The organism is Burkholderia sp. 22313 (assembly GCF_052045245.1).
Classification (GTDB): Bacteria; Pseudomonadota; Gammaproteobacteria; order Burkholderiales; family Burkholderiaceae; genus Burkholderia.
Genome location: NZ_JBQEON010000048.1, coordinates 13,533 through 35,961, shown reverse-complemented (window position 1 = coordinate 35,961; position 22,429 = coordinate 13,533). Strand labels below are relative to the sequence as shown.

The following is a 22,429-nucleotide window of genomic DNA, read 5'->3' as shown; positions in this document are numbered from 1 at the left end:
GGTTACACCTGGACGCACGAATGCGCTCGGGCTGCCGGCGCAGTGGTGGCTTCATTGCCGGGGAGCAGGTTCACGAGGATCGCGACGACGGCCGCGACCATCACGAACCGCCATGCGGTCGACGACTCAACCGGCTTGACGGGCGGAAAGTAACTTTGCTGCATGCGCTGGATTGCCGCCCGACGGGCGGCACCATGCGCGTCAAAAATGGGTTTCATGCAGTTCTCCGGTGGGCGCGTCGGGTGACGCGTTCCGCCGGAGGATATCCGCATACGGAATTCAATGTCAATCCGTATACGGAATTTTCAGAGTAAGGGATGAACGATGCTTAAGGGGCATATCGCGTATACGGAAGCGTTTCAGCGTCTGCGCAGCCAAAACCTAGCAGCGCAAAACTGGCTGGCGAGAGACAGCGCTGCATCGATTAGTGGACATTCGTTGACATAGGTGGCTGCCACGAAGCCAAGCGTTGCAATGACGGTTAGGGTCGCGGTCCCGCGCTGACCTGGAGTCGATCGCCTCGGGAGAAGCGTTCGCGACAACTTGTCCGAAAGGCTGTTGAGGCCGCGTGTGAGGAAGGGAACGAATTCGGGCTCTAAGCCGGTGGTTGTGGAATCGAGTGATCCATCGGCGCGCAGCAGGACGAGCGCGGCCGCGACAGCGTGCGTCTCGTCGGGGTCAAGGCGTGAGCTGAGGTGTGATGCGATACGCAGGTGTCGTGCTTCGACGTTGTCCTGCGCCTGCTGCGTGGCGGGCGTCGCGGCAGTTTGGTGCCGCGAACGATATGACGGAAGGTCAGTGACTGTTGCTTGCGCCTCGGATTTTGCCGCGTTTTCGGGCGGGTTGGCTATTGGTCTCATGTTCGCTCAGCGTATCAGTGGTTAGATCACGTTGAGCGACGCGTTCGACGAGCGAGCGCTCGTCGTCTGTAGCAGGAATGGACTCCGACATCGACTTCAGTTCGTCAGCACCCCCAGTGCTGGACTCGTAGGTCGCCATTACAAATTCGGCGAACGCCTGAATTTTCTGTTTTTCGCTTGCCGGGAGGCGCGCAAAGCGTTGCGGGTCGACCGGCAGCGTGCTTGCCCCTTCGCAGTCGTCCTCGCCGAGGAGCTGGGCGATTGAGATCCCGAACGCGGAAGCCAGCTTGTATGCCGTTGCTAGCTCGGGTTCTGTGTCTAGATGCAGCACGCGATGAATCGAGCTCTGCGACATTTTTGCTCGTGTCGCGAGCTTTGCCTGTGTGTCTGCGGCCGGCACTCGGCCCATCCAGAGGCGCACCTTATCCGCTAGAAGTTTCCGCATCGAAATGTCTTTACCCATGAAGGGGATCATTCCATACATGGAATTCCCTATGAGGAAGTTTTGATTGTGTGTAAAATTCCGCATAAGGAAGTTTTCGGGCCGTTTTCAAAATGGGGGAACGATGAAAGGCAACCACGAGCCGATGCTCGAGACCGTGTTGCGGCGACTGAATCAGGTTAAGGGCGACTGGCCGCGAATCGCTGGCGAAAGCACGGTGCCGTACCAGACCATCACCAAGATCGCGTGCGGTTTCGTGCGTGACCCGAGGGTGTCTACCGTTCAAGCGCTGTACGACTACTTCGCCGATCTGCCTGATCCGGACGCCCGCGCAAGCGCGCATCCGCTGGAAGTGCGAGGCGGCTCGCACTGAGAGTCCTCAGTTGCCTCACCAGAACCAATCGTATGTGACGCAGCGACGAGTACACAGAATGAAACTCCACCATCACCAAGAACTTCCGGGGGGGCGCATGACCTGCAGATACAGCGGTACCGAATGGCTCGACGTTCTCTATACGTCGATCCGAAGCACGCCGGGCGGGGTCGCGGACGCGGCGAATTTCCTGACTGCTCGCCGCGGCCGATCAATCTCGGCTGAGGCGCTCCGGTTGCGCCTGCGTGCCGTCGATGAAAACCGTCTCTCGATGGAAATGTTCGAGTTGCTGATCGAGTGGATGGACGAGCGCCGGTCGACATACGCGCTGGATGCGCTCTACGCACTGAACGAGCGGTTTGGGCTGCGTGCCTCCGAGGCGCATGCCATGCCGGCGGGAGATCCCGCCGAGGCGCTGATCGGTGAAGCGCTCGAGATCGCAAAGCATACGGGCGAGGTGGCCGAGTCCGTGCGTGTCGCACTGGAAGACAAGGTCGTCAGCGAAGGCGAGGCGACGACGATCACGACGGCGGCTCGGTCCCAACAGCGTGCACTCGACCGCCTCATCCGGCTCGTTCGGTTTGCCGTTCGTGCGCCGAAGCCCCCGTTCAATCGGGACTGAGCCGCGTCATGCGATTCAGCAACGGAATGCAGTGCTGCAACCCGTATCGCGAGCAAGCAGGGCTGTCTTGCGACTACGGCAACCAGTTGTGCTGCGCCAGCTCGGCCCTCGAGCGCATGGCGAGCACGATGCCGTCTGGTGTTCCCCGCCTTATCAACACGTTGCTGGATACGTTTCCGGCCTCGGCCGGGTACGTAATGCAGCACGCCTTGCGCTACGCCGACCAGACCGTCGCAATTAGCGTTGCCGCGAAGTATTGCGCCTCGCTTGCGACGCGCTCGGATCGGGTGGCCTTCAAAGACCAGATCGCCGGCTATCTCAGCGGCGAGCAACTGGACCAGTTCGAACAATCGACCCTCGCCGAATTCCATCGGCGGAAAGCATCAACCAATCGGGGATAACAAAGTGACTTTGCCGAAAGTATCGATCGCGCTTCGTGCGCGTCACATCCGTGCAGGACATCGCTTTACCGTAGGTCAATCTACGTTCGTCGCAGGCCGCGCATCGTTCCGCCGTCGCCGGGCAGCTCGGATCTTTTCGACGGGGGTGTGAGTCTTGTCCTCGATCGATCAGATCATCGCGCAGCTGGACGCTGCGGGGCACCCGCGATTGCCCGACGGACACCCCATCGCGGACGGGAAGCCGCATCGCTATGGCCCGAAGAAAAAGCACTGGTACTCACTACACGAGATAGTCCGGGCCGGGCAAGTGGTCGGATACGCAGGCGCGTTCGGCGAGTGGAGCGGTGACGACAACGGTACGCAGAAATTCGTATGGCAGGGCGGTACGCTTCCGCCGGACGTTCTGGCCGAGACCCGTCGTCGGCAAGAGGCAACCGAACGCGCGGAAGAGGAGAAGCGGCAAAACGCGGCGAAGCTGGCAGCGAACCGCGCGCGGCAGCAGTGGGGCGAGGCTGCCGAAGTGGGCGCTTCTGCGTATCTCGACCGAAAGCAGATCACCGCTGAAGGCGTGCGGTTTGCCGCCGACGGGACGCTATACGTGCCCCTGTTGCGCTATACGATCGACGACGTTCGCATGGTCGGCCTGCAGAAGATCACGCCAGACGGTGCGAAGCGATTCAACAAGGGGACCGAGAAGAAGGGCGCGGAATGCCGGCTTGGTAGCGTGAGCGTCGACGACAAGATCGTGATGGTTACGGAAGGCTACGCCACCGGCCGCTCGATTCGCATGGCGACAGACGAGGCTATCCCGCTGTCCGTTTGTATCGATGCCGGCAACATCATGCTCGCCGCGCGCGCGTTGCGTGACGCGTATCCGGACGTGCATATCCTGATCTGCGCCGACGACGATTGGAAGGTCGAGCAGCAAATGCGCGACTGGCTGAACCAGAAGCTCGGTTTCGGCGGGCACCTGGTAGTCGGTGCCGATCCGGTCGAAGTTGAGCATCGTGGCGTCGTGCATCGTGTCAGCGCCGCCGTGGCGCAGATCGACGGGCGTGTTCCGCACCTCGAGCTGCGCATCGACGTCGATGGCCGGCCCGAGCAGATCAAGCGATTCGAGAACACTGGCCGTTCCCGCGCAGTGGAAGCGGCGCATGCCGTCGGCAACGCGAGCGTCACATTCCCGATCTTCTCGAATCGCGAGGATCGCAAGCTCACGGATTTCAACGACCTGCATTGCGAGGAAGGGCTCCACGTCGTCAAAGAGCAGGTCGAGCGTGCAATCCTCGCGGCATTGGCTCCGGCCGCGAGCGATGTGAAGCCGTTCCCGCATCTGAATGCGGCCGAGCGTGTTGCAGATCCCCTGTTCGCTCAGGCAGTGTCGGTAGTGCGTGAGGCGCGTCGTGCGTCTGCCTCGCTCGTGCAGCGTCAGCTCAAGATCGGCTACAACCGTGCGGCCCGGCTGCTTGAGGACATGGCGCAAGCCGGGATCGTGTCTGAAGAGAACGACAAGGGTTCTCGTCGCGTCATCGATTCAGGCGACGCGTTACCCCCTTCGTCCGCTGGCGCTGCCGACGACGAGCCGCCGCCCGACGAAGCACGACAGGCTCGATCGTGGTACGCGGACCTTCGGCGCACGAACAGCGGCGCATTGCTTCCGACGGTCGACAACGTCTTCGCGATCCTGTCGAACGACCCGAAGTGGGAGGGCGTGCTCGGCTTCGAACTTTTCGCGCTCCGGATCGTGAAGCTGAAGCCGCCACCGTTTCCCGGTGGCGAGACTGGCGAGTGGACCGATCGCGACGACGCGCGCTGTGCGCTGTGGCTGGGCCAGCGCTACGCGGTCAGCCCGCGTGCGGATCTGATCTCCGACGCAGTGTTTCTGGTGGCCGAGCGCAATTCGTATCACGAAGTGCGCGACTACCTCGCGGGCCTGACGTGGGATGGCACTCCGCGGCTGAAGAGTTGGCTCGTTACCTACCTCGGTGCAGAGGATACGGAATACGTGCGGCTGGCGGGGTTCAAGTGGCTCGTCGCTTCGGTCGGCCGCGTGATGAAGCCCGGATGCAAGATGGACAACGTGCTGATTCTCGAAGGCGCGCAGGACGCCGGCAAGTCGTCGGCATTCCGCACAATCTTCTCGCAGCGTTGGTTCACCGACGCGAACATCATCATCGGCGACAAGGATTCGTATGCCGTGATGGCGGGGAAGTGGGTTATTGAGCTGGCCGAACTGGATGCGCTTTCAAAGTCGGAGTCGTCCAACTCGAAGCGCTTCTTCTCGACGGCCGTCGACACGTACCGGCCGCCGTACGCGAAGCGTGCGATCGACGTGCCACGTCAGAGCGTGTTTGCGGGCACGGTCAACTTCGATACGTACCTTAAGGACGAGTCTGGTAACCGGCGCTACTGGCCGGTCAAGGTGGCGGATGTGTTGGATCTGAAGGGCCTTGCGGCCGATCGCGATCAGATCTGGGCTGAGGCATTTCAGATCTATTCCGAATGGGATGCGGCGAACCTGGAGGCCGATGGTGTGCTACCCGCGCCGTGGCAGGTCTTGGCCGACGAAAAGCCGTTGTTCCGCGTCGAGCAGGATGCCCGTTATGAAGGCGACGTGTTCGAACCGATGATTGCCCGCTTTATCGAAATGCGCGACAGGGTGACGATGGAGGACATCCTCGGCGAGTGTTTGAAGCTGGATATCTCGAAGTGGACGCCTGCCGAGCAGCGACGCATCGGCAAGGCGATCAAGTCGATTGGGTGGGTGCGCAAGCGCGAGTCGAAGGGTGACCGTGGCTGGTATTACATGCGTCCGGAAGCGGCTGAGATCGTCGCACGGCCTGCGACAGCAGCGCTCGCGGCAGCGGAGGTTGGCAATGAAGCGTGCTTCTAACCGTCAGTCAAATGCAGTGCACGCGGCTTCGCTCCGCGCGCTGCGTCAGCGTTGTTTGTCGCGCCGCTCCGGCTCATTTGCCGCGCCGCGTCGGGCAAATCGGCGCGCCGTTCGCCGTCTCGTGTCCCGACGTCCCAAGCACTCCGCCTCGCGTACGTGCGTGTGTGCGTGCGACGTGCGCGACACGTGCACACGGATGGGCGCACGTCGCAAGCGCGCGCACGCGCACCTGACCTTCTTTCCTTGGGACAGTAGGACAGTAGGACAAAGTAAAGAACGGGGTGAGCAATGATCGACCTGAAAGAACGAGCCGGGACAGCGATGAACGTTCAAAGCCAGCTGAACGATCAGGCCGTCGATGCGGAGACCACGTTGGGGGCACTCGCCTTTGCGGGCGATCTCGGAAAGTTACTTTGGCACATGAAGTACGGTCAGGACGTGTCATACGTCCATGATGTGAAACGCTCACCGTTTCGACGTGCGGTTCTGCTCCTGGCGCATCGCATTCGGACGTCGCGGAAATTTTCACGAGCGAAGTTCACGGGCCTCGATCATCAGCAGGCGCTCGACAAACGACGCGGTCTGAAGGTTGACGTGGCGAAGGCGGATATCGTTGAGCGTTTTGCGCGTCGCGTGATCGTCGAATGGTGCGCGGACATCTGTACGGACTGCGATGGTCACGGCGTCATCGGCCGTTCGCGTCGCGACGAGCCGACAGACCGCGACGTCGAATGCCCGGTCTGCTGCGGTCGTCGGAAGATTGTGGTCGACGAGCAACGCGTGCCGTTCGCGCACAACGGTCGCAGTCCGATGGTGCTTCGGGAGTACGGTCCTTGCCCCGAGTGTGATGGTGTAGGGAAAATCCGCGTTTCGAAGTCGGGCATTCGCGTTGGCCGACAGATCTGCAAGAGCTGCGGCGGGTCGGGCAAAGCCGCGATCGACGAACCGGCGCGGGCGCGTGCGCTTGGTATCTCGCTGGACCTCTACCGCTCGCAGTGGCCTCGGCATTTTGTCGCGGCGCTCGCGCTGTTGGATAGCGTGGACGGTCGCGTGTCAGACACGGTGCGACGGAAGATGCAACGATGAAAATCTTGCAAACCAAGAGCAGCGCGAATAAAATCCGGCCATCCTTTACCGAGTCACTGGATATTCGCTGGCACCGCGCGTTAGTCGTGCAAACCTCTCGGAGACATAACAACAATTAAGGGTGCCCGTTAGGTCAGTGGGAGGCGTTCGCCTTCACAAAATGGAATTCTTGAAGCCTCGAGCGCGAAAGCCTCGGGGCTTTTTGCATTGGAGGCCGCATGTCGAATGGCTCCTTCACCTTTCGCGTTGACACGTCTCGTCTTCATGCGGCGGCCGAAGATCACGTGCAACAGCAGTTACCGTTTGCGATCTCGAAAGCATTGAACGAAACGGCTCAGGCGGCGAAAGCTGCTTTGGCCGACACGATGCGTCAGGTCTTCGATCGGCCAACCCCGTACACGATGCGATCGCTGCGCATCAAGTCCGCGACGAAGAAGCGGCTCGAAGCCCGCGTCGGCTTCATCGATGAATCGTTCAAAGGGACGCCAGCAACGACATACCTGATGCCGCAAGTATCGGGCGGGCCGCGTAGTGTGAAGCGGGTCGAAGGGTTGCTGCGTGCGCGCGGTTTGCTCCCATCGGATATGTACGTCGTCCCAGGTGCGGCAGCCCAGCTCGATCAGTACGGCAACTTCAGCCGGGGGCAGTATTCGAAGATCCTCGCGCAGCTGCAGGCGTCACGTGATCGCACGCAGAACGAAACGGCCCGCTCCCGAAAGCGACGCAAGCGTGATCCGCTTCGCGACGCGCGTTACTTCGTCGGTCGACCGGGTGGCGGCAAGATGCCGCTCGGAGTGTGGGCGCGATACAAGTTCGCGGCTGGCTATGCGGTCCGGCCGGTGCTGATGTTCGTACGTGCGCCCCGATACGGTGAGCGATTCCCATTCGACCGAGTCGTCGAGACCGTGTCGACGCGCACGTTGCCGACTGCATTCGAAGCTGCTCTGAAGTTGGCGATGGCGACGCGTCGATAGCAAGAGGCAATCGGATGGGGTACACGGCAATAGGATCTTTCTATTGCAAATGAGAATCGATAGCTTTCTTGAAAAGCACGGTGAGGGCTCTGGCCGGATTTTTTTGGGTCCTCCCGGACACCCTCCCGATGCGGGTAATTCGAGCCACGTTGGACGCGCAGTGTCAAAGATTTTTCAGGGTGGTCACCGGGTGGTCAGGTGGTCAGTTTCGGTGGTCAACAGGTGGTCATATGCCTGAGATGAGTCAACGCGCGTTCGCGCGTCACATGAACGTCGCGCTCAACTCGGTCCAGAAAGCCATCAAGGCTGGCCGGATCTCGCTGAACGCGAACGGCAAGATCGACTCCGATGCGGCCGAGGCCGCATGGCGGCGCAACACCGACGAGTCACGTCGTTCGTTCGAAGACCTGTCGCGCGCGACGCCTGCGCTTTCCTCGGCTTCTCTGCCGCCGTCGCTGGGCGACGACGAAGACGACTTCCCCGCTGGCGCGAAGAACGAAGACCCGCACATGGCGAAGTATCGCGCTGCGCGTGCGCATCGCGAGGAGACGCGCCTCGAACGCGAACGCATGGAGCTTGCGCGCGAGCTCGGCAACACGCTGGCGCTTGCGGACGCGCAACGGATCGCCTTCACGGCCTTCCGAACGGTACGGGACAACGTGATGAACGTGCCCGTACGCGTGAAAGACATCCTCGCGGCCGAAGACAGTGCGGCCCGAGTCGAATCCATCCTTGAGGAGGAGCTCGCAAGGGCGCTGTCCTCGGTCGACGTAGACACGTTGATGCAAGATCAAGACGGTGACGCCGATGGGAGCGACAGAAGCCTTCCTGAAGACGATCAAGGAGGCGATTCAGCCTGACGAGCGCATCGGCATTGCCGAGTGGTCAGAGCGGCATCGCATCCTGCCTGAGAACAGTCCCGAGCCGGGGCAGTGGCGGAACAGTCGGACGCCGTACCTCGTCGGCATCATGGATGCGCTGTCGGGCATGTCGAGCAACGTCACGCGCTACGCGCACGACGATCCACAACCGTTCGACAACAGTTGGGTCGTGATCGTCGGCCTGCAGAAAGGGCACCAGCTCGGTGGCTCGGCGCTTGGCGAGAACTTCATCGGCCGCAGCATCACGACGGCTGCTGGCAACCTCCTGTGCGTGTTTGCGACGAAGGACGACGCCGAGAAGTGGGAGATGGATCGCTTCGAGCCGATGCGGCTTGCAACGCGTGCGCTGCGTCGCCGCGTGAAGGATTCCAACCGGAAGAACAGCGCCAACACCAAGCTGCGCAAGCGCTATCCCGGCGGCATGATGAACCTCGTGAGTGCGACGCGCGCAGGTCGCCTCAAGTCGACGACGGTTCGTTACGCGTTGCTCGAGGAGGTCGACGAGTACGAGCTCAACGTCGACGGACAGGGCAACCCGATCGACCTTGCGGTTAATCGGACAAGCAACTTTGGCCGCCGGGCAAAGGTGTTCGCGAATAGCACGCCGACGATCAAGCGTCGGTCGCAGATCGAGAAGCTGTACGAGCAGGGGGATCAACGCAGGTACTTCGTGCCGTGTCCGCATTGCGAGCATCCGCAGTTCTTCGACTGGCACAAGGGGATGAAGTACACGCCGGGCGAGCCGGAAACGGTGCGCTACTACTGCGAATCGTGCGGTGCTGGCGGTCGCGAGCACGAGTGGAAGCGGGGGTATGGCAGCGCGTATTGGATGCCGACTGCGAAGGGGGACGGCAAGACCGCCAGCTTCCACCTCAGCGCCATCTATGCACCGCTCGGCTGGCGTCCGTGGGACGAGATGGCGGCCGATCACGAGGCCGGCAACCTCGACGTCGAGAAGAAGATCGCGTTCTTGAACAACGGTCTCGCCGAGACGTACGAAGACAAGGCTGCCGAGATGAAGTGGCAGACGATCAAGCGTCGTGCGCAGCCGTACAAGCTTCGTACGATCCCGCTCGGCTGTCTCATCCTGACTGCGGCGGTCGACACGCAGAACGACCGGCTCGAGGTCGAGATTGGCGGATGGGGGCGCGGGATGCTCAACTGGACGATCGACCACGTCGTATTGCGCGGCGATCCCGCCACAAAGGCCCCGTGGGCGGAGCTGGACAAGCTACTCGAGACACCGATCGTCAACGCGTTCGGCGTGCCGATGCGCATTGAGCTTTGCGCGGTCGACTCGGGCGGTGGCCGTACGCAGGACGTGTACGACTACTGCCGGCTTCGCAAGCATCGGGGCGTGTTCGCGATCAAGGGTGCGCGTGACAAGCACAAGCCCATCATCGGTCGACCAACCGATCAGGACGTGACGAAGAACGGGCGGACACACAAGGGCGGGGTGCAGCTTTGGCCGGTCGGCACCGACACGGCGAAGTCTCGGATCTACAGCGCGTTGTCGCGAGACGAGGAGCTTGAGGTAGCCGATCAGCAGATGCTTTTTTCGACGGACCTTGAGGACGAGTATTTCGAACAGCTGTGCGCGGAGGCGTACAACGCGGCGAAGGATCGGTGGGACAAGCTCCGCAAGCGCAATGAGGCGCTTGACCTGAAGGTCTACAACCTCGCGTGCGCGTATCACCCCAAGCTCCGTCTCAATGCGTTTCAGGAGGCCGATTGGGCCGCTGTGGAGGCCGTTGTCGAGCCGCGTGTCCGTGATCTGTTCGCGGAGCCGGCTGCAGAGGTCGAGGCCGATAGCGCACCCGCTGCGACTGATACGGCGTCGGATGCCGATGACCTGGCGCTCGAGCTGCACGAGGTCGAAGTGGCCGTTAAAGAATATGAACCCGTCGCATCCGCTCCCGAGCCAGTGGAACCGGAGCCCCGTCCGAATGCAACCGGATGGGTGCCGCGACGCGATAACTGGTTGAGGCGTAGGTAGCTATGGCATTCACACAGAACGATCTGATAGCCGTCGAGCGAGCCATCGCGAGCGGAGCGCTGACGGTCGAGTACAACGGCAAGAAAACGACGTTTCGCAGCATCGCCGACCTGCTCGCAGCGCGCGATCTGATCAAGGCCGACGTCGACGCGGCGAGCGGTGGTCAACGTCGGCCGCGATCGAGCATCGCAATCATCGAGCGTTTCTGACATGCGAACGAACATTCTCGACAAGATGATCGCTGCCGTGTCACCAGTCTGGGGCGTGCGACGCGTGCAGGCGCGTATGGCGCTCGATGCCGTTCGCGGCTTTGACGGCGCGAAGCGCGGTCCCCGCGCTGTCGGCTGGCGCGCAAGCGGTGCCAGTGCGAGCGCAGAGCTTGCGCCTGCACTGGCGACGCTGCGCAACCGATCGAGGGATCTCGTCCGGAACAACGGGTACATCAAGCACGCGCTGAATGTGAAAGTTGCCAACCTAGTCGGCACTGGCATTCGAGCGAAGTTCGACAACAAGCCGTTGCAGAAGCTCTGGAAGAACTGGATCAAGCAATGCGATGCGGCGGGGCTGCTCGACTTTAATGGCATTCAGGCGCAGTGCTATCGGGCAATGGATGAGGCGGGTGAGGTTTTCATTCGCTTCAGGACGCGCCAACCTGACGACGGCCTCGAGGTGCCGCTGCAGCTGCAGGTGCTCGAGGCGGAGTACCTGGACAGCACCCAGACGGGGCCGACGAATACCGGGGGCTTCGCGATCACCGGGGTGCAGTTCGACGCAATCGGTCGCCGCGTTGGGTACTGGTTCTTCGATCGGCATCCCGGCGAGATAGCGCTGGTCCCGCGCGATATGCAAAGTCACTTTGTGCCGGCGTCTGAGGTTATCCACCTGTTTGACGCGATCAAGCGCCCCGGTTCGGTGCGCGGTTTCCCAGAGTTCTCAACGTCCATCTGGAAGGTACGTGATCTCGACGAGTATCAGGATGCAGAGCTGGTCCGGAAAAAGATCGAGGCTTGCTTCGCGGCCTTCGTCAAGACGAACGATGAAAGCTATCAACCGGGTCGGCCCGTAGCGGTCGCAGGGGCAAAGCAGGATGCGCCGCGCGTCGAGGCGTTGTCACCGGGGATGATCGAGTACCTGCGCAATGGAGAGGAGATCCAGTTTGCTGCACCCGCCGCGAGCGACGGATACGAAGAGCATGTGCGCATTGAGCTGCGAGCGATCGCGGCGGGGTGCGATATCACGTACGAGCAGCTGACGGGCGATTACTCGCAGGTCAACTTCACGAGCGGGCGCATGGGAAAGATGGAGTTCAAACGGATCATGGAGCAGCGGCAATGGTTGATCGTGATCCCGATGCTCTGCGAACGCGTCGCGATGCGCTTCGTGTCGACGGCATTCCTTGCGGGCAAGACCAAGCTTGCCACGTGTGATGTCACCTGGACGCCGGAGCGGATCGAGTTTATCGACCCTGCTCGCGAAGCAAACGGTCTGATTGCGCTGATCGAGGCGCGACTTAAGAGCCGGAAGCAAGGCATTCGCGAGCTCGGCGACGACCCGGAGGAGGTCGACGAAGAGATCGGGGCCGATCCGCTCAATGCAGACGAGCCGCCCGCCGGGAGCCGAAGTCTCGGAGCTGGTGGGGCGAGTTCTTCGCCCGAGACCCGACGACGTACGTTTTCCACCCACAAGCGCCCGCGTAAGCGGGCGTTTTCATTTGGAGGCAAGCATGCCCCGTAGCACTAACAGCCCAACGAGTCCGCAGGCGCGGGGCACGTCGATGCCGCTCATGTCGCGCCTGATGCCGGTCTCGTCGTTCAACGCCGAGGCGCGCACTGTCGAGGTGACATGGACGGCCGGCGCGCAGGTGATGCGCTATGACTGGCGGAACGATCGACCGTACCTCGAGGAGCTCAGTACTGCGCCGGGGGCCGTGCGGATGACGCGGTTGTCGTCTGGTACTGCGCCTGTCATCAACAACCATGAGCGCTGGCGAGGGCTCGACGGTGTTCTCGGCGTTGTCCAGGCGGCTGATCTTGACTCCGCCGCTGGTACGGGATCCGCGACGCTGCGGTTCTCGCGTCGCGACACGGCAGAGCCGTACTTTCAGGACGTTCAGGACGGGATTCTCCGGAATGTTTCTGTTGGCTATCGCGTGTATCGCATCGAGATGATCCCGCCCGGTCAAGAGGGCAATGAGGTGTGGATTTATCGCGCGATCGACTGGGAGCCGACGGAGATCTCGGTTGTCGATATCAATGCAGATGCAGGGTCGACGACGCGTGGTGATCCCGGTCAACCGTTCGCAGGGGAGATTCCGACCTTTCCGTGCGAGTTCATCGAGCGCGGCGCAGCAGCACAACCTTCCGGGGCGACTGTCCCGGCGATCAATCAAGGAGCAGATACGCAAATGCATGTTCAAGACAACACCCGTAACCAATCGACGACCGTTCAAACCCCGACGCCGGCACCCGGCAACGTCACTCCGGCGCCGGCGGCTGACAACGCGCGTGCGGAAGGCGAGCGCGCAGAACGTCAGCGCATCATCGAGATCGGTGCGGCCGTTCGCGCGAGCACGCTCGACGGCCAGCAAGCGCTGATCGACGGCTTCATCGAGCGCGGCGTGGCGATCGACGCCGTGCGTGCGGAGGTGCTGCGCCTGCAGGCCGAGCGCTCGAACGCAACCAACATCCGCGGGCAGGCCGATATCCAAACGGTCAGCGACGAGACGGACGTGCGCCGAGCTGCGATGACCGATTCGCTGATCCATCGCCTCAATCCGCGCCACACGCTCACCGATGCGGCTCGCCAGTATCGCGGCATGACGTTGCGTGAGCTCTGCCGCGTTGGTCTCGAAGCGGCACACATCGACACGCGCGGCATGGACATCCGCGCGCTGGCCGGTGTCGCACTCGGCATGGGCGAGCGTGGCGGATATCACACGACCTCGGACCTGCCGGCCGTGTTCGGTAACGTGATCAATCGCACGTTGCGCGACGCGTACACGGCTGCGCCGCGCTCGTTTTCGGCGTGGGCGCGTCAAGGTGTGCTGACCGACTTCCGCGCGGCTACGCGCGTGATGGTCGACGGCAACCTGAAGCTCGAAAAGGTGAACGAGGCGGGTGAATACAAGACCGGGACGCTCGTCGATGGTGGCGAAGTGATCCAGCTCGGCACCTACGGCAAGATGATCAGTTTCACGCGCCAGATGATCATCAACGATGATCTGTCGGCACTTGAGCGCGTGCCGCTGTTCTTCGGCCGCGCTGCTGCAAACCTCGAATCGGATCTCGTCTACGCTGCTCTGACGGGCGGCGGCAAGATGGCCGACGGCAAACCGCTGTTCGACGCGTCGCACAACAACATCGGCACGGCCGCCGCGATCAGCATCGACTCGCTGTCCGAAGCACGCACGAAGATGCGCACGCAGAAGGCTCCGGGCGACGACTCGGTCGTGAACGTGATGCCGAAGTTTCTGCTCGTGCCGGCGGCGCTCGAGACGGTCGCTGGTCAGTACACGAGCAACCAGTACACGCCGACCGTCGCGAAGGAACAGAACCCGTTCTACGGCGTCCTGACACCGGTTGTGGAGCCGCGCCTCGACGCGATCAGCCCGACGGCGTGGTACCTCGCTGCCGATCCCGCGACGATCGACACGATCGAGTTCTGCTACCTCGAGGGCGAGCAGGGCCTGTACACGGAGCAGTCGCTCGACTTCGACGTCGACGGTCTGAAGGTCAAGGCGCGGCTCGACTTCGCGGCGAAGGCAGTCGACCACCGTGGCGTGTACCGCAACGCTGGCAAGTAACTTTCGCGGCGGCGCATATTCAGTGCGCCGCCGTCCTCCTTTCTCCCATTCAGCAGGAGTGCATGTATGCGCAACTATATTCAAGACGGTGACATCCTCACCGTGACGCTGCCGAAGGCCGTCGCCTCGGGCGATCTCGTCCTCCTCGGCTCGTCGAAAACGCCGGCTGTCGCATATGGGTCGTTTGCCGCGAACGTGCCGGGCGAATACGCGCTCGACGGTGTGTTCGAGTTTCCGGCAGTCGCGGCCGATGCAGCGATTGTCGGCGACCTGGCGTACTTCGACGAGGCGGCCGGAACTGTGACGGCGAAGGCTGACGGCACAACGCCGATCGGCATCTATGCGGATGCGAAGGCAGCGAACGTCGGTCGCGCCCGCGTGCGTCTGCTGCGGACGAAGTGACGATGTACAACCCGTCCGTAATCTGGGCGGCGATCGGGGCCGTCGGCATGCTCAAGACGGCGATCATCGAAGAGTCGGGGGCGGAGCTGCAGGTCGGGTTCTTCGCCCCCGAAGAGATCGATCTCGACGGCCGTGTCACGGTATCGCGTCATCGGATCGAGTATCAGACCGCAGACGCCCCGGATCTGCGTCGCAGCGTCATCGTTGTGATCGACAGCGTGCGCTATTCGATCTACCGCCCGCCGCGACGTACCGATGACGGTTTCTTTTCGGTCGCCGAGCTGGAGGTCAAGCAATGACGACGCTTCGCGAGCGCTTCATCGAGCAGTTGATGACCGCGTTTTCTGCTGATGAGCGACTGCATCAGCAGGGCGTTGTAGTTGAGCGATCGCTCTTCGCCGCATTCGAGGCCAGTGAACCGCGTGTGATCGTTGTCCATCGCGGCTCGGATCCAGTCGTCGACGAGAACATCGGCGTGACTACGCGTGAGTGCGGGGTAGCTGTGTCGGCCGTCGTCCATGCCGATGCGCCGGATCTCGCGGCCGACGCCATGTTCGAGGTGACGCATCCGATCGTGATGCGCTTCCAGGCTGACGGCCTGATTGGCGTGCGCGAGGCCGGGACCGACGAGCCGCAGGCTGGTGATGTCGACGGCGGCGTCGGCGTCGTGACGATGCGGTATCTCTTTCTTTACCAGACGCGCGCCGGACACCTCGATTGAGGTCACGGCGGCGCATTGACAGGAGTTGAAATGGGTAGCGCCAAATCAATGCGAAATTCCGTCGTCCTGGCCGCGTTGCAAACTGCGGTTGGAACGCCGGCGGTGCCGAAAGGCGCAACGGATGCCATCCTCGTGAGCAATCCGTCAGCGAAACCGATCTCGGCCGAATATACCGGGCGGGATCTGGTCCGCCCGTACTTCGGTAGCAGCGAGCAGCTCCCGGCCGGCGCGCACGCCGAGCTCGATTTCGAGGTCGAGGTTGCCGGGGCCGGCGAGGCCGGGGTTGCGCCGGCGTGGGGGCGGTTGCTCATGGCGTGCAACTTCGCCGAGACCGTCACGGACAAGGTCGACGTTCAGTACCGGCCAGTCAGCACGGCGGTACGGACGCCGTTGACGTTGTACTACTACCTCGACGGGCTGCTGCATAAGCTGACGGACGCGCGGGGGACCGTGTCGTGGGACTTCACAGTGAAGCAGATCCCGAAGATGAAATTCCACTTCATGGGTGTCTACAACCCGGTCGTCGATTCTCCGCTCCCGGCCGACACGGATTTCTCGAAGTTCCTGCGGCCGAAGCTCGCGAGTACCGAGGCGACGACGTGGGCGATGCACGGCTACACAGGTCCGCTGCAGGCGTTGTCCCTCGATCTGGCCAACTCGCTGACCTGGGCGGCGCTGATCGGCTATGAGGGTGCGGAGATCAACGATCGACAGCCGACTGGAAAGATCACGATGCAGCTCGGATCGGTGGCCGACAAGAACTGGTGGCAATCCGTCAAGGATGCAACGACCGGTGCACTCACCATCAAGCAAGGCAACGTGCCGGGCAATATCGTCCAGTTCGACGCTCCCAAGGTGCAGTTGACCGACCCGTCGTACTCGGATCAGGACAAGAAGGTCATGCTCGATGCGACGCTGACGGTCAACCCGGATCGCGGCAACGACGAGCTGGTGATCACCGTAAAGTAACTTTCCGAAACCCAATCAGGCGGCCGCGTGAAGCGGCCGTTTCTATTTGCGAGGCTGTATGTCCTACTGTCTGACCAAAGCGCCGACCTTCACGATGAAAGTAACTGTTGTGGAGCCGGGCACCAGCTCGAGTGGTGAAGTGGAAACCCATGAGTTCGTCGGGGTGTTCAAGCGCATCGAAATGTCCGAATGGGACGAGATGCGCAAATCGGGCCGCACCGACCTGTCGATCATGTCGGAACTGCTGCTCGGCTGGTATGGCCTTGTCGACGAACGGAACGACGAGGTGCCTTTCACGAGCGCCACGCGCGATGCGCTGCTGTCCATTCCGCACGCGCTACGTGGTGCCGTTGTCGCGTTCATGACGGGCGCTTCGGGGGCAGGCCTAAAAAACTGATCGACGCGGCACGGCATTGGGCCGGCGCTTCGTCGTCAGCCTCGACCGTCGACCGAGGTGTTGTCGAGGCGCTTGCAGCGTTTGGTGCGCGTCCGGCGGATCTCGAGGCCGCCGCGTCGCAGGCGGCTGACACTGCGTTTGAGGTCTACCAAGAAAACTGGGAGGCCGTGCGGGCATTCGTCGCAATGACGACGCAATGGCGCATGACGGGGATCTCGGGGTTCGGCGGTGCGTCGATGGTGCATACCGGCCTGGACTATTCCGCGCTCGAGCCAGTCTTCCGGTTGCTCGGCGTGAAGCGAAAACGTCGTGTCGCGTTGTTTCAGCAGATCAGGGTCATGGAAGAGGCGGCGCTCGAAGTACTGCTCAGTGATTGACCCGACGTAGTGGGGAAAGCGATATGAACGGAACAAGCGGCAGTCTGGGGCAGCTCGTCGTGCAGTTGACGATGGACCCGGCGACGTATCGTGCGAGTCTGCGCACTGCGGAGAACGATACGGCGGCGTTCTCGGACGCCGTCGACAAGTCGGCGCAAAAGGCCGGGAAATCGATGCACGGTGTCGGTGTCCATACGGCCGGCGCACGACGTGAGCTGATGGTGATGGCGCATGAGGTCGTCACTGGAAGCTGGAAGAACCTCGCCGGCTCTGCGATGGTGTTCGCGGAGCAGATCGACCTGATGGCTGTAGCGCTCAGTCCGGTGGGGCTCGCGGTCGGAGCAGTCGCGGCGGCTATCGGAACGTTCGCGTTGGGCGCGTACAAGGGCGCGCAGGAGGTCAGCACCTTCAACAAGTCGATCCAGCTCACAGGCAACTATGCGGGCATGACGACGAGCAGCATCGCGGCAATGTCGGTTGCCGTCGCGGACGCGACGCACGCGAGCGTCGGATCTGCGCGGCAGAGCGTGCAGGCGCTTGTGTCGACCGGGCAGATTGCCGGTGATGCTCTTCAGATTCTCGGGCAAAGCATGATCCGGCAGCATGAGCTGACCGGGGCGAGTCTGGACGATCTCGCGAAGGACTACTCGAGGATGCCCGAGGGCGTGGCGAAGTGGGCCGAGGAGCACAACCGAAGCATGCACTTCATGACGACCGCGCAATACGAACATATTCGCGCGATCGAGGAGACCGGGGATCGTCAGAAAGCGATGCTAGAGACGGCCAAACTGCTCGACGCACACCTGCGCGGCGAGTCACTGTCGAACCTCGGTGCGCTCGAGCGTGCGTGGCGCGGGGTGGGAAGCGCGATCGGCGGGGCATGGGAGTGGATGAAGTCGATCGGCAAGGCTGAGACGACGGCGGAGCGCGTTGCGACCGCCAGGGCGGACCTTCGACACCTCGAGGACGCCGCGCGGTCCGGCACGGTTGCAATGCGGCCGGGGGCGATGGACGCCGCGCGGGCACGGTTGGCCGAGGCCGAGAAAGTGGCGGCTGACGAGACTGCTGCAGCGAAGAAGAAGTCTGAGGACGCGCGGACCCAAGAGGCGGGTATTGCAGCGTCGGATTACCTCAAGCGGCTACGCGACGAAGCGCGGGGCATCTCGCGCATCAACGAGGCGCTCGACGACTACAAGCGCAAGATTGCCGACTACAACAAGGCGAATCCTGAGAACAAAGTGTCGACCGGACAGATGGCCGCGGACATGGCGGAGATTCGAAAGAAGTACGCCGACCGGTCTGGTGCGTCTGACGCTAACCGAATTCGTAAGAGCCTGCTCGACGCCGCATTGCAGGAGACGAAGAATAGTCTCGAGCTGATCCAGAACGCTCACAAGAATGCTGACGATCAGCTGCAGGCGCTGCGCAAAGCAACTTTGATCTCGGATCACGCGTTCTATTCGGCTCAGATCGCGCTGGCGGACGATAGCACGGCGAAGAAGATCGCCGCGTACGAGCGCGAGAAGAAAACGCTTCAGTCGGCCTACTGGAAGGCCCCCGCCGACGAGCGCATCCGGATCACGAAAGAGATCGGCGAGGTCGATACGAAGATCTCGAAGGCCCGCGAGGAGAATGCATCGCGCGATCTCGTGCTGTTGACGCAGCAAGAGGATGCGCAACGACGCTATCTGAAGTCGATCTCGGACACGCGCGATGCACTGTTGGCGCAAGCCGGCGTGTCGGTGCCGCGCGCGATGCACGAATACGACGATCGCAATCGGGGAGCGCTGCTGCAGGCGGCGTCGACAGGGGACGTGCAAGGGGCCGCGTTCATCGAGCAAAACCGGCAGCTCACAAAGTTGTCGGCGCAGTACAACGACATCATCGCCCAGGCGAGCAGCGTACAGCGGAAGATCTCCCTCGATCAGCAGGAGGGGCTGACCGGCTGGATCGATGGTCTGTCGCAATTGCGTGCGAATTCGGCCGATACGGTCACGTCGCTGCAGGCGCTGTATGACGAAGTCAACCGGCTTTCGTGGCAGTCGACGGACGAGGGTGTGCTGCGCAGTCTCGATGTGATGCGCGACCGCATTCGGCAGTCGATGCTCGATAGTTCGAACTACCTGAAGGAATTCACCGACGCCGGCCGCAGTGCCTTCAGCGGCTTGTTTCAGGACATCGCAGCCGGCGCTAAGACGCCGGCCGAGGCCGTTCGTTCGATGGTCGTGAGCATGCTCAGTTCGTTCGCACAGCTCTTTGCGAACAAGGCATATACGGGGCTGATGGGGATGCTCTTCGACGGGGTGCTATCGAGTGCCGGCGGCATGGGCGGCAGCGCATACGGATTCACGGCGCTGTCGTCGATCTCCGGCAGCGGGTCTCTGTTCGGCGCTGGTGCCGGGATGAAGTTCGCGGGCGGTGGATTGATCAGCGGCCCCGGCACGGGGACGAGCGACAGCATTCTCGCGCGCGTGTCGAACCGCGAGTTCATCGTTCGCGCGGACGTCGTTTCGCAGCCGGGCGTACTCCCGATGCTGGAGGATCTGAACAACGGCCGCGGCATGTCGCGCCTTTCGAAGTTTGCCCGTGGTGGTCTTGTCTCTGGTTGGCGTGCAGCTGGTGGCGGCTATTCCGACGTCGGAATAAGCCTGTCTGTTTCCGCGCCCGTCTATATCCAGTCGGGCGGTGACGAGCAGTCGACGCAGTCGTCGACGAGCGCGGCTCAGGCGCTCGCGGATGGACTGAAACAAAAGATACGCGCTGTCGTACTCGGCGAGACCCGCCCGGGGGGAATCATTTACACGTTCATGAAAAATGGCAGATGAAATTTTCGTGTGGGCGGTTCGGACCGGCGATGCCGGACAAATCGACTTCAAGGTAAGGGCTGCGCCGTTTGGTGACGGCTATCAGCAGCGAGTCGGTGACGGTATCAATTCGAAGCGTGCGAAGTGGCCGATTACCGTCATCGGCACGCTGGCTGAGGTTCAGCCGGTGATGGATTTTCTCGACCGGCATGCGGGCGTCAAGTCGTTTCTGTGGACGTCGCCAATAGGCATTCAGGGGCGTTACACATGCGCGTCGTATGTGCCGAGTCGTGGAGCGGGAAGCATAGTTACTTTGACCGCGACTTTCGACGAATCATTCGGGGCTTGATAATGGGAAAGCTTGAAAAAGTAAATCTCGGGGCGGAAGGAACAGGAGTTGGCGGTGATTCTCCGCGTAGTGCTAACGAGCGGATGAATCACAACGTCGATATTCTCAGTACGCAATCGCCCCTGACGTCGGCCGAGGGCATGATCACCAAGCCTCAGACTCTAACGCTCGACGATCACGTCGGCCGGCGTGTGCGTGTCAATCTCGTGGCGGCAGGAACGATCAAGCTTCCGTCGTCGAAAAAGTGCACGCCCGATCAGGTTATCCATGTGCGCAATGTTGGCAAGGCTGCCGTGTCATTTGCTGCTGAGGATGGGTCGGGCGACTTCATCGGGCTATCTCAACTGCAGCCGTCCGAAAGTGCGTTGGTGGATACAGACGGATCAACCGGGTGGGGACTTCTCTATCGTAGCCGTGCAAGTGCGGACGATGAGTCGGTTATCGGGAGTCTGTCGGTTGGCGGCGAGCTGAAGATAGCTGGCATGGCATCGTTCGCCAAACGTCCGATGTTCGCAGGTAAAACCCCGTGGGACTCCGGAAACCTCGATCCCGGCAGCTTCCAACCGAAAGGAAACTATCAGCCGGCAGGCAATTACCTTGTTCGAGGAACGGGCAACAATATTGCGGGGAGCTATTTTTCCAGCAGCATTATGCCGAACATTGCCGGTATTGATGCTGGGAGATATGACGCCTGCCTGACAATGTCGAACAGCGGCAATCCGGGCGCGTCTGCCGTGATCCAGTTTCACCGGGAGGGCAGTTTCGCTGCGTACTTTGGTCTGGACACGGACAATTACTGGAAGGTCGGCGGGCGTTCGATGGGGGCGAATGCACATCGGATAGTCCATGAGGGCATTGACGGCGCCGTCCTCGGTGGCTGGCTCCAGATCAATGGGGCTAGGCCCATGTCTTACGGAAACTACGGGTACTTGGCGCAGAACGGTGCCGGGACCAATCCGGGGGGCGTGAATGTCGGTGTCGCGATTTATTGCCCAAATGGGCGGGTTGCCGCCGGCGAGTTTGATGCGCTATCGGATGCGCGACTCAAGACGGACATCGTCAAGATCGACCCAGCGCGCGCGGTCGACTTCGTGCGAAACGTAAACGCGGTGGCATTCCGGTGGAAAGGCGACGAGACTGACACGAAAAACTTTGGGTTTATCGCGCAGGAAATTGGGAAAGCCGGATTCCCGGAGCTGCTGCGTATGGCCCTCGACGCAAGCGTTGAAGAAACCGTGGACGACGACGGGTGGGTGAGTCCCGAAGGTGTTCGATTTTCGGTCAACTACGATCAGGTGATTCCCATCCACTCATCCGTACTGCGCAGCCTTCTGCAGCGGGTCGAAGATCTGGAATCTCGCATCGGGGGTCTGGCGAGCCGAGTATGACGATAACAGCGGATATTCAGCGCCTCGAGCCGGGTGCATTGGTTGAGTTGTTCGAGCTCGATGCAACGTCGATCGGCGGTCAGATGGCCTACTTCCATGCTCACCGTCAGGCGGGGTCAATAACGTGGCGTGGCGTGATGTATTCCCCGTGGCCGATTGTTGCTGAGGGCTTTGAGCGGACCAGCGCGGGTAGGCAACCTGTGCCGACTCTCAAGGTTGGAAACGTCGATGGTTCGATTTCGGCGCTTTGCCTTGCCTTGGCTGATCTCGTCGGTGCGAAGGTGTCGCGACGCAGGACATTGTCGAAGTACCTCGACGCGATAAATTTTCCGTCCGGTGCAAATCCCTCGGCCGACCCGAACGAAGAGATGCCGCTCGAGGTCTGGTTGATCGAACGGAAGTCCCACGAGGACAACGAGTCGGTCGAGTTCGAACTATCGTCGCCTCTCGACTTCGACGGTGAGCAACTGCCTCGCCGGCAAATCATTCCGAACCTGTGCGTCTGGGCATATCGCGGCTCGGAGTGTGGATACACGGGTGGACCTTGCGCGGACGCGAACGACGCACCCACGGATGATCCTGCCAAGGACCGATGCAGCCAGAGCTTGCGGGGCTGCAAGCTCCGCTACGGCGCCAACAACCAGCTGCCCTACGGCGGCTTTCCTGCTGCGGGCCTCGTCCGCACCTAATCC

Annotated in this window: 23 protein-coding genes; 21 read left to right on the top strand and 2 right to left on the bottom strand. The window is 61.9% G+C overall.

What is annotated here, in order from left to right; translation table 11 throughout:
* Positions 1 to 2: 2 nt before the first annotated feature.
* A complete protein-coding gene (locus tag ACTJKF_RS28745; protein WP_440628242.1) occupies positions 3 to 218 on the bottom strand; it encodes a hypothetical protein in 216 nt (71 codons plus the stop codon).
* A 577-nt stretch (positions 219 to 795) separates the two neighbouring features.
* A complete protein-coding gene (locus tag ACTJKF_RS28740) occupies positions 796 to 1,323 on the bottom strand; it encodes a helix-turn-helix domain-containing protein (protein WP_440628240.1) in 528 nt (175 codons plus the stop codon).
* Positions 1,324 to 1,426: 103 nt separating this feature from the next.
* On the opposite strand from ACTJKF_RS28740, the gene ACTJKF_RS28735 reads away from it, so the two are divergent.
* The 21 genes from ACTJKF_RS28735 (at position 1,427) to ACTJKF_RS28635 (ending at position 22,426) form a co-directional block, all read left to right on the top strand.
* Positions 1,427 to 1,675: a hypothetical protein gene (locus ACTJKF_RS28735; protein WP_440628238.1), complete on the top strand. Its 249-nt coding sequence runs from the start codon at positions 1,427 to 1,429 to the stop codon at positions 1,673 to 1,675.
* Between the two features lie 97 nt (positions 1,676 to 1,772).
* Positions 1,773 to 2,297 (top strand): phage regulatory CII family protein, encoded by a 525-nt coding sequence (locus ACTJKF_RS28730; protein ID WP_440628262.1) that lies wholly within the window; start codon positions 1,773 to 1,775, stop codon positions 2,295 to 2,297.
* A gap of 8 nt (positions 2,298 to 2,305) precedes the next feature.
* Positions 2,306 to 2,698, top strand: coding sequence for a hypothetical protein (locus ACTJKF_RS28725; protein WP_440628236.1), 393 nt, complete (start codon positions 2,306 to 2,308; stop codon positions 2,696 to 2,698).
* Between the two features lie 154 nt (positions 2,699 to 2,852).
* Complete coding sequence (locus ACTJKF_RS28720; protein ID WP_440628234.1) at positions 2,853 to 5,591, top strand: VapE domain-containing protein; 2,739 nt, start codon at positions 2,853 to 2,855, stop codon at positions 5,589 to 5,591.
* Between the two features lie 288 nt (positions 5,592 to 5,879).
* Positions 5,880 to 6,677, top strand: coding sequence for a hypothetical protein (locus tag ACTJKF_RS28715; protein WP_440628233.1), 798 nt, complete (start codon positions 5,880 to 5,882; stop codon positions 6,675 to 6,677).
* Positions 6,678 to 6,895: 218 nt separating this feature from the next.
* Positions 6,896 to 7,651, top strand: a complete 756-nt coding sequence (locus ACTJKF_RS28710; RefSeq protein WP_440628231.1) for a hypothetical protein — start codon at positions 6,896 to 6,898, stop codon at positions 7,649 to 7,651.
* A gap of 266 nt (positions 7,652 to 7,917) precedes the next feature.
* Complete coding sequence (locus ACTJKF_RS28705; protein ID WP_440628229.1) at positions 7,918 to 8,511, top strand: hypothetical protein; 594 nt, start codon at positions 7,918 to 7,920, stop codon at positions 8,509 to 8,511.
* Positions 8,459 to 10,528: a phage terminase large subunit family protein gene (locus ACTJKF_RS28700; RefSeq protein WP_440628227.1), complete on the top strand. Its 2,070-nt coding sequence runs from the start codon at positions 8,459 to 8,461 to the stop codon at positions 10,526 to 10,528. The genes ACTJKF_RS28705 and ACTJKF_RS28700 overlap by 53 nt, the downstream gene beginning before the upstream one ends.
* A gap of 2 nt (positions 10,529 to 10,530) precedes the next feature.
* Complete coding sequence (locus ACTJKF_RS28695) at positions 10,531 to 10,737, top strand: phage head-tail joining protein (protein WP_004540003.1); 207 nt, start codon at positions 10,531 to 10,533, stop codon at positions 10,735 to 10,737.
* A 1-nt stretch (position 10,738) separates the two neighbouring features.
* Positions 10,739 to 12,262 (top strand): phage portal protein, encoded by a 1,524-nt coding sequence (locus tag ACTJKF_RS28690; RefSeq protein WP_440628225.1) that lies wholly within the window; start codon positions 10,739 to 10,741, stop codon positions 12,260 to 12,262.
* Entirely contained in the window at positions 12,252 to 14,330 is a 2,079-nt protein-coding gene (locus ACTJKF_RS28685) for a prohead protease/major capsid protein fusion protein (RefSeq protein ID WP_440628260.1), read from the top strand. Before ACTJKF_RS28690 ends, ACTJKF_RS28685 begins: the two co-directional genes overlap by 11 nt.
* A gap of 66 nt (positions 14,331 to 14,396) precedes the next feature.
* On the top strand, positions 14,397 to 14,732 hold the full coding sequence (locus ACTJKF_RS28680; protein WP_440628224.1) for a DUF2190 family protein: 336 nt from the start codon (positions 14,397 to 14,399) through the stop codon (positions 14,730 to 14,732).
* Positions 14,733 to 14,734: 2 nt separating this feature from the next.
* On the top strand, positions 14,735 to 15,031 hold the full coding sequence (locus tag ACTJKF_RS28675; RefSeq protein ID WP_440628222.1) for a head-tail joining protein: 297 nt from the start codon (positions 14,735 to 14,737) through the stop codon (positions 15,029 to 15,031).
* Positions 15,028 to 15,453: a hypothetical protein gene (locus tag ACTJKF_RS28670; RefSeq protein ID WP_440628220.1), complete on the top strand. Its 426-nt coding sequence runs from the start codon at positions 15,028 to 15,030 to the stop codon at positions 15,451 to 15,453. The genes ACTJKF_RS28675 and ACTJKF_RS28670 overlap by 4 nt, the downstream gene beginning before the upstream one ends.
* A gap of 30 nt (positions 15,454 to 15,483) precedes the next feature.
* On the top strand, positions 15,484 to 16,422 hold the full coding sequence (locus ACTJKF_RS28665; protein WP_440628219.1) for a phage tail tube protein: 939 nt from the start codon (positions 15,484 to 15,486) through the stop codon (positions 16,420 to 16,422).
* Between the two features lie 58 nt (positions 16,423 to 16,480).
* A complete protein-coding gene (locus ACTJKF_RS28660; protein ID WP_440628218.1) occupies positions 16,481 to 16,819 on the top strand; it encodes a hypothetical protein in 339 nt (112 codons plus the stop codon).
* Positions 16,816 to 17,196 carry a DUF1799 domain-containing protein gene (locus tag ACTJKF_RS28655; RefSeq protein WP_440628258.1) on the top strand — a complete coding sequence of 127 codons (381 nt, stop codon included), beginning with the start codon at positions 16,816 to 16,818 and terminating at the stop codon, positions 17,194 to 17,196. Before ACTJKF_RS28660 ends, ACTJKF_RS28655 begins: the two co-directional genes overlap by 4 nt.
* Positions 17,197 to 17,219: 23 nt before the next feature.
* Positions 17,220 to 20,021: a phage tail length tape measure family protein gene (locus ACTJKF_RS28650; RefSeq protein ID WP_440628217.1), complete on the top strand. Its 2,802-nt coding sequence runs from the start codon at positions 17,220 to 17,222 to the stop codon at positions 20,019 to 20,021.
* Entirely contained in the window at positions 20,011 to 20,349 is a 339-nt protein-coding gene (locus tag ACTJKF_RS28645; protein WP_440628215.1) for a phage tail protein, read from the top strand. Before ACTJKF_RS28650 ends, ACTJKF_RS28645 begins: the two co-directional genes overlap by 11 nt.
* Before the next feature lie 83 nt (positions 20,350 to 20,432).
* Positions 20,433 to 21,737 carry a tail fiber domain-containing protein gene (locus ACTJKF_RS28640; RefSeq protein WP_440628213.1) on the top strand — a complete coding sequence of 435 codons (1,305 nt, stop codon included), beginning with the start codon at positions 20,433 to 20,435 and terminating at the stop codon, positions 21,735 to 21,737.
* The gene (locus tag ACTJKF_RS28635) at positions 21,734 to 22,426 is read left to right on the top strand and encodes a phage minor tail protein L (protein WP_440628212.1); all 693 of its coding nucleotides are present in this window, start codon (positions 21,734 to 21,736) and stop codon (positions 22,424 to 22,426) included. Before ACTJKF_RS28640 ends, ACTJKF_RS28635 begins: the two co-directional genes overlap by 4 nt.
* Positions 22,427 to 22,429: the final 3 nt, after the last annotated feature.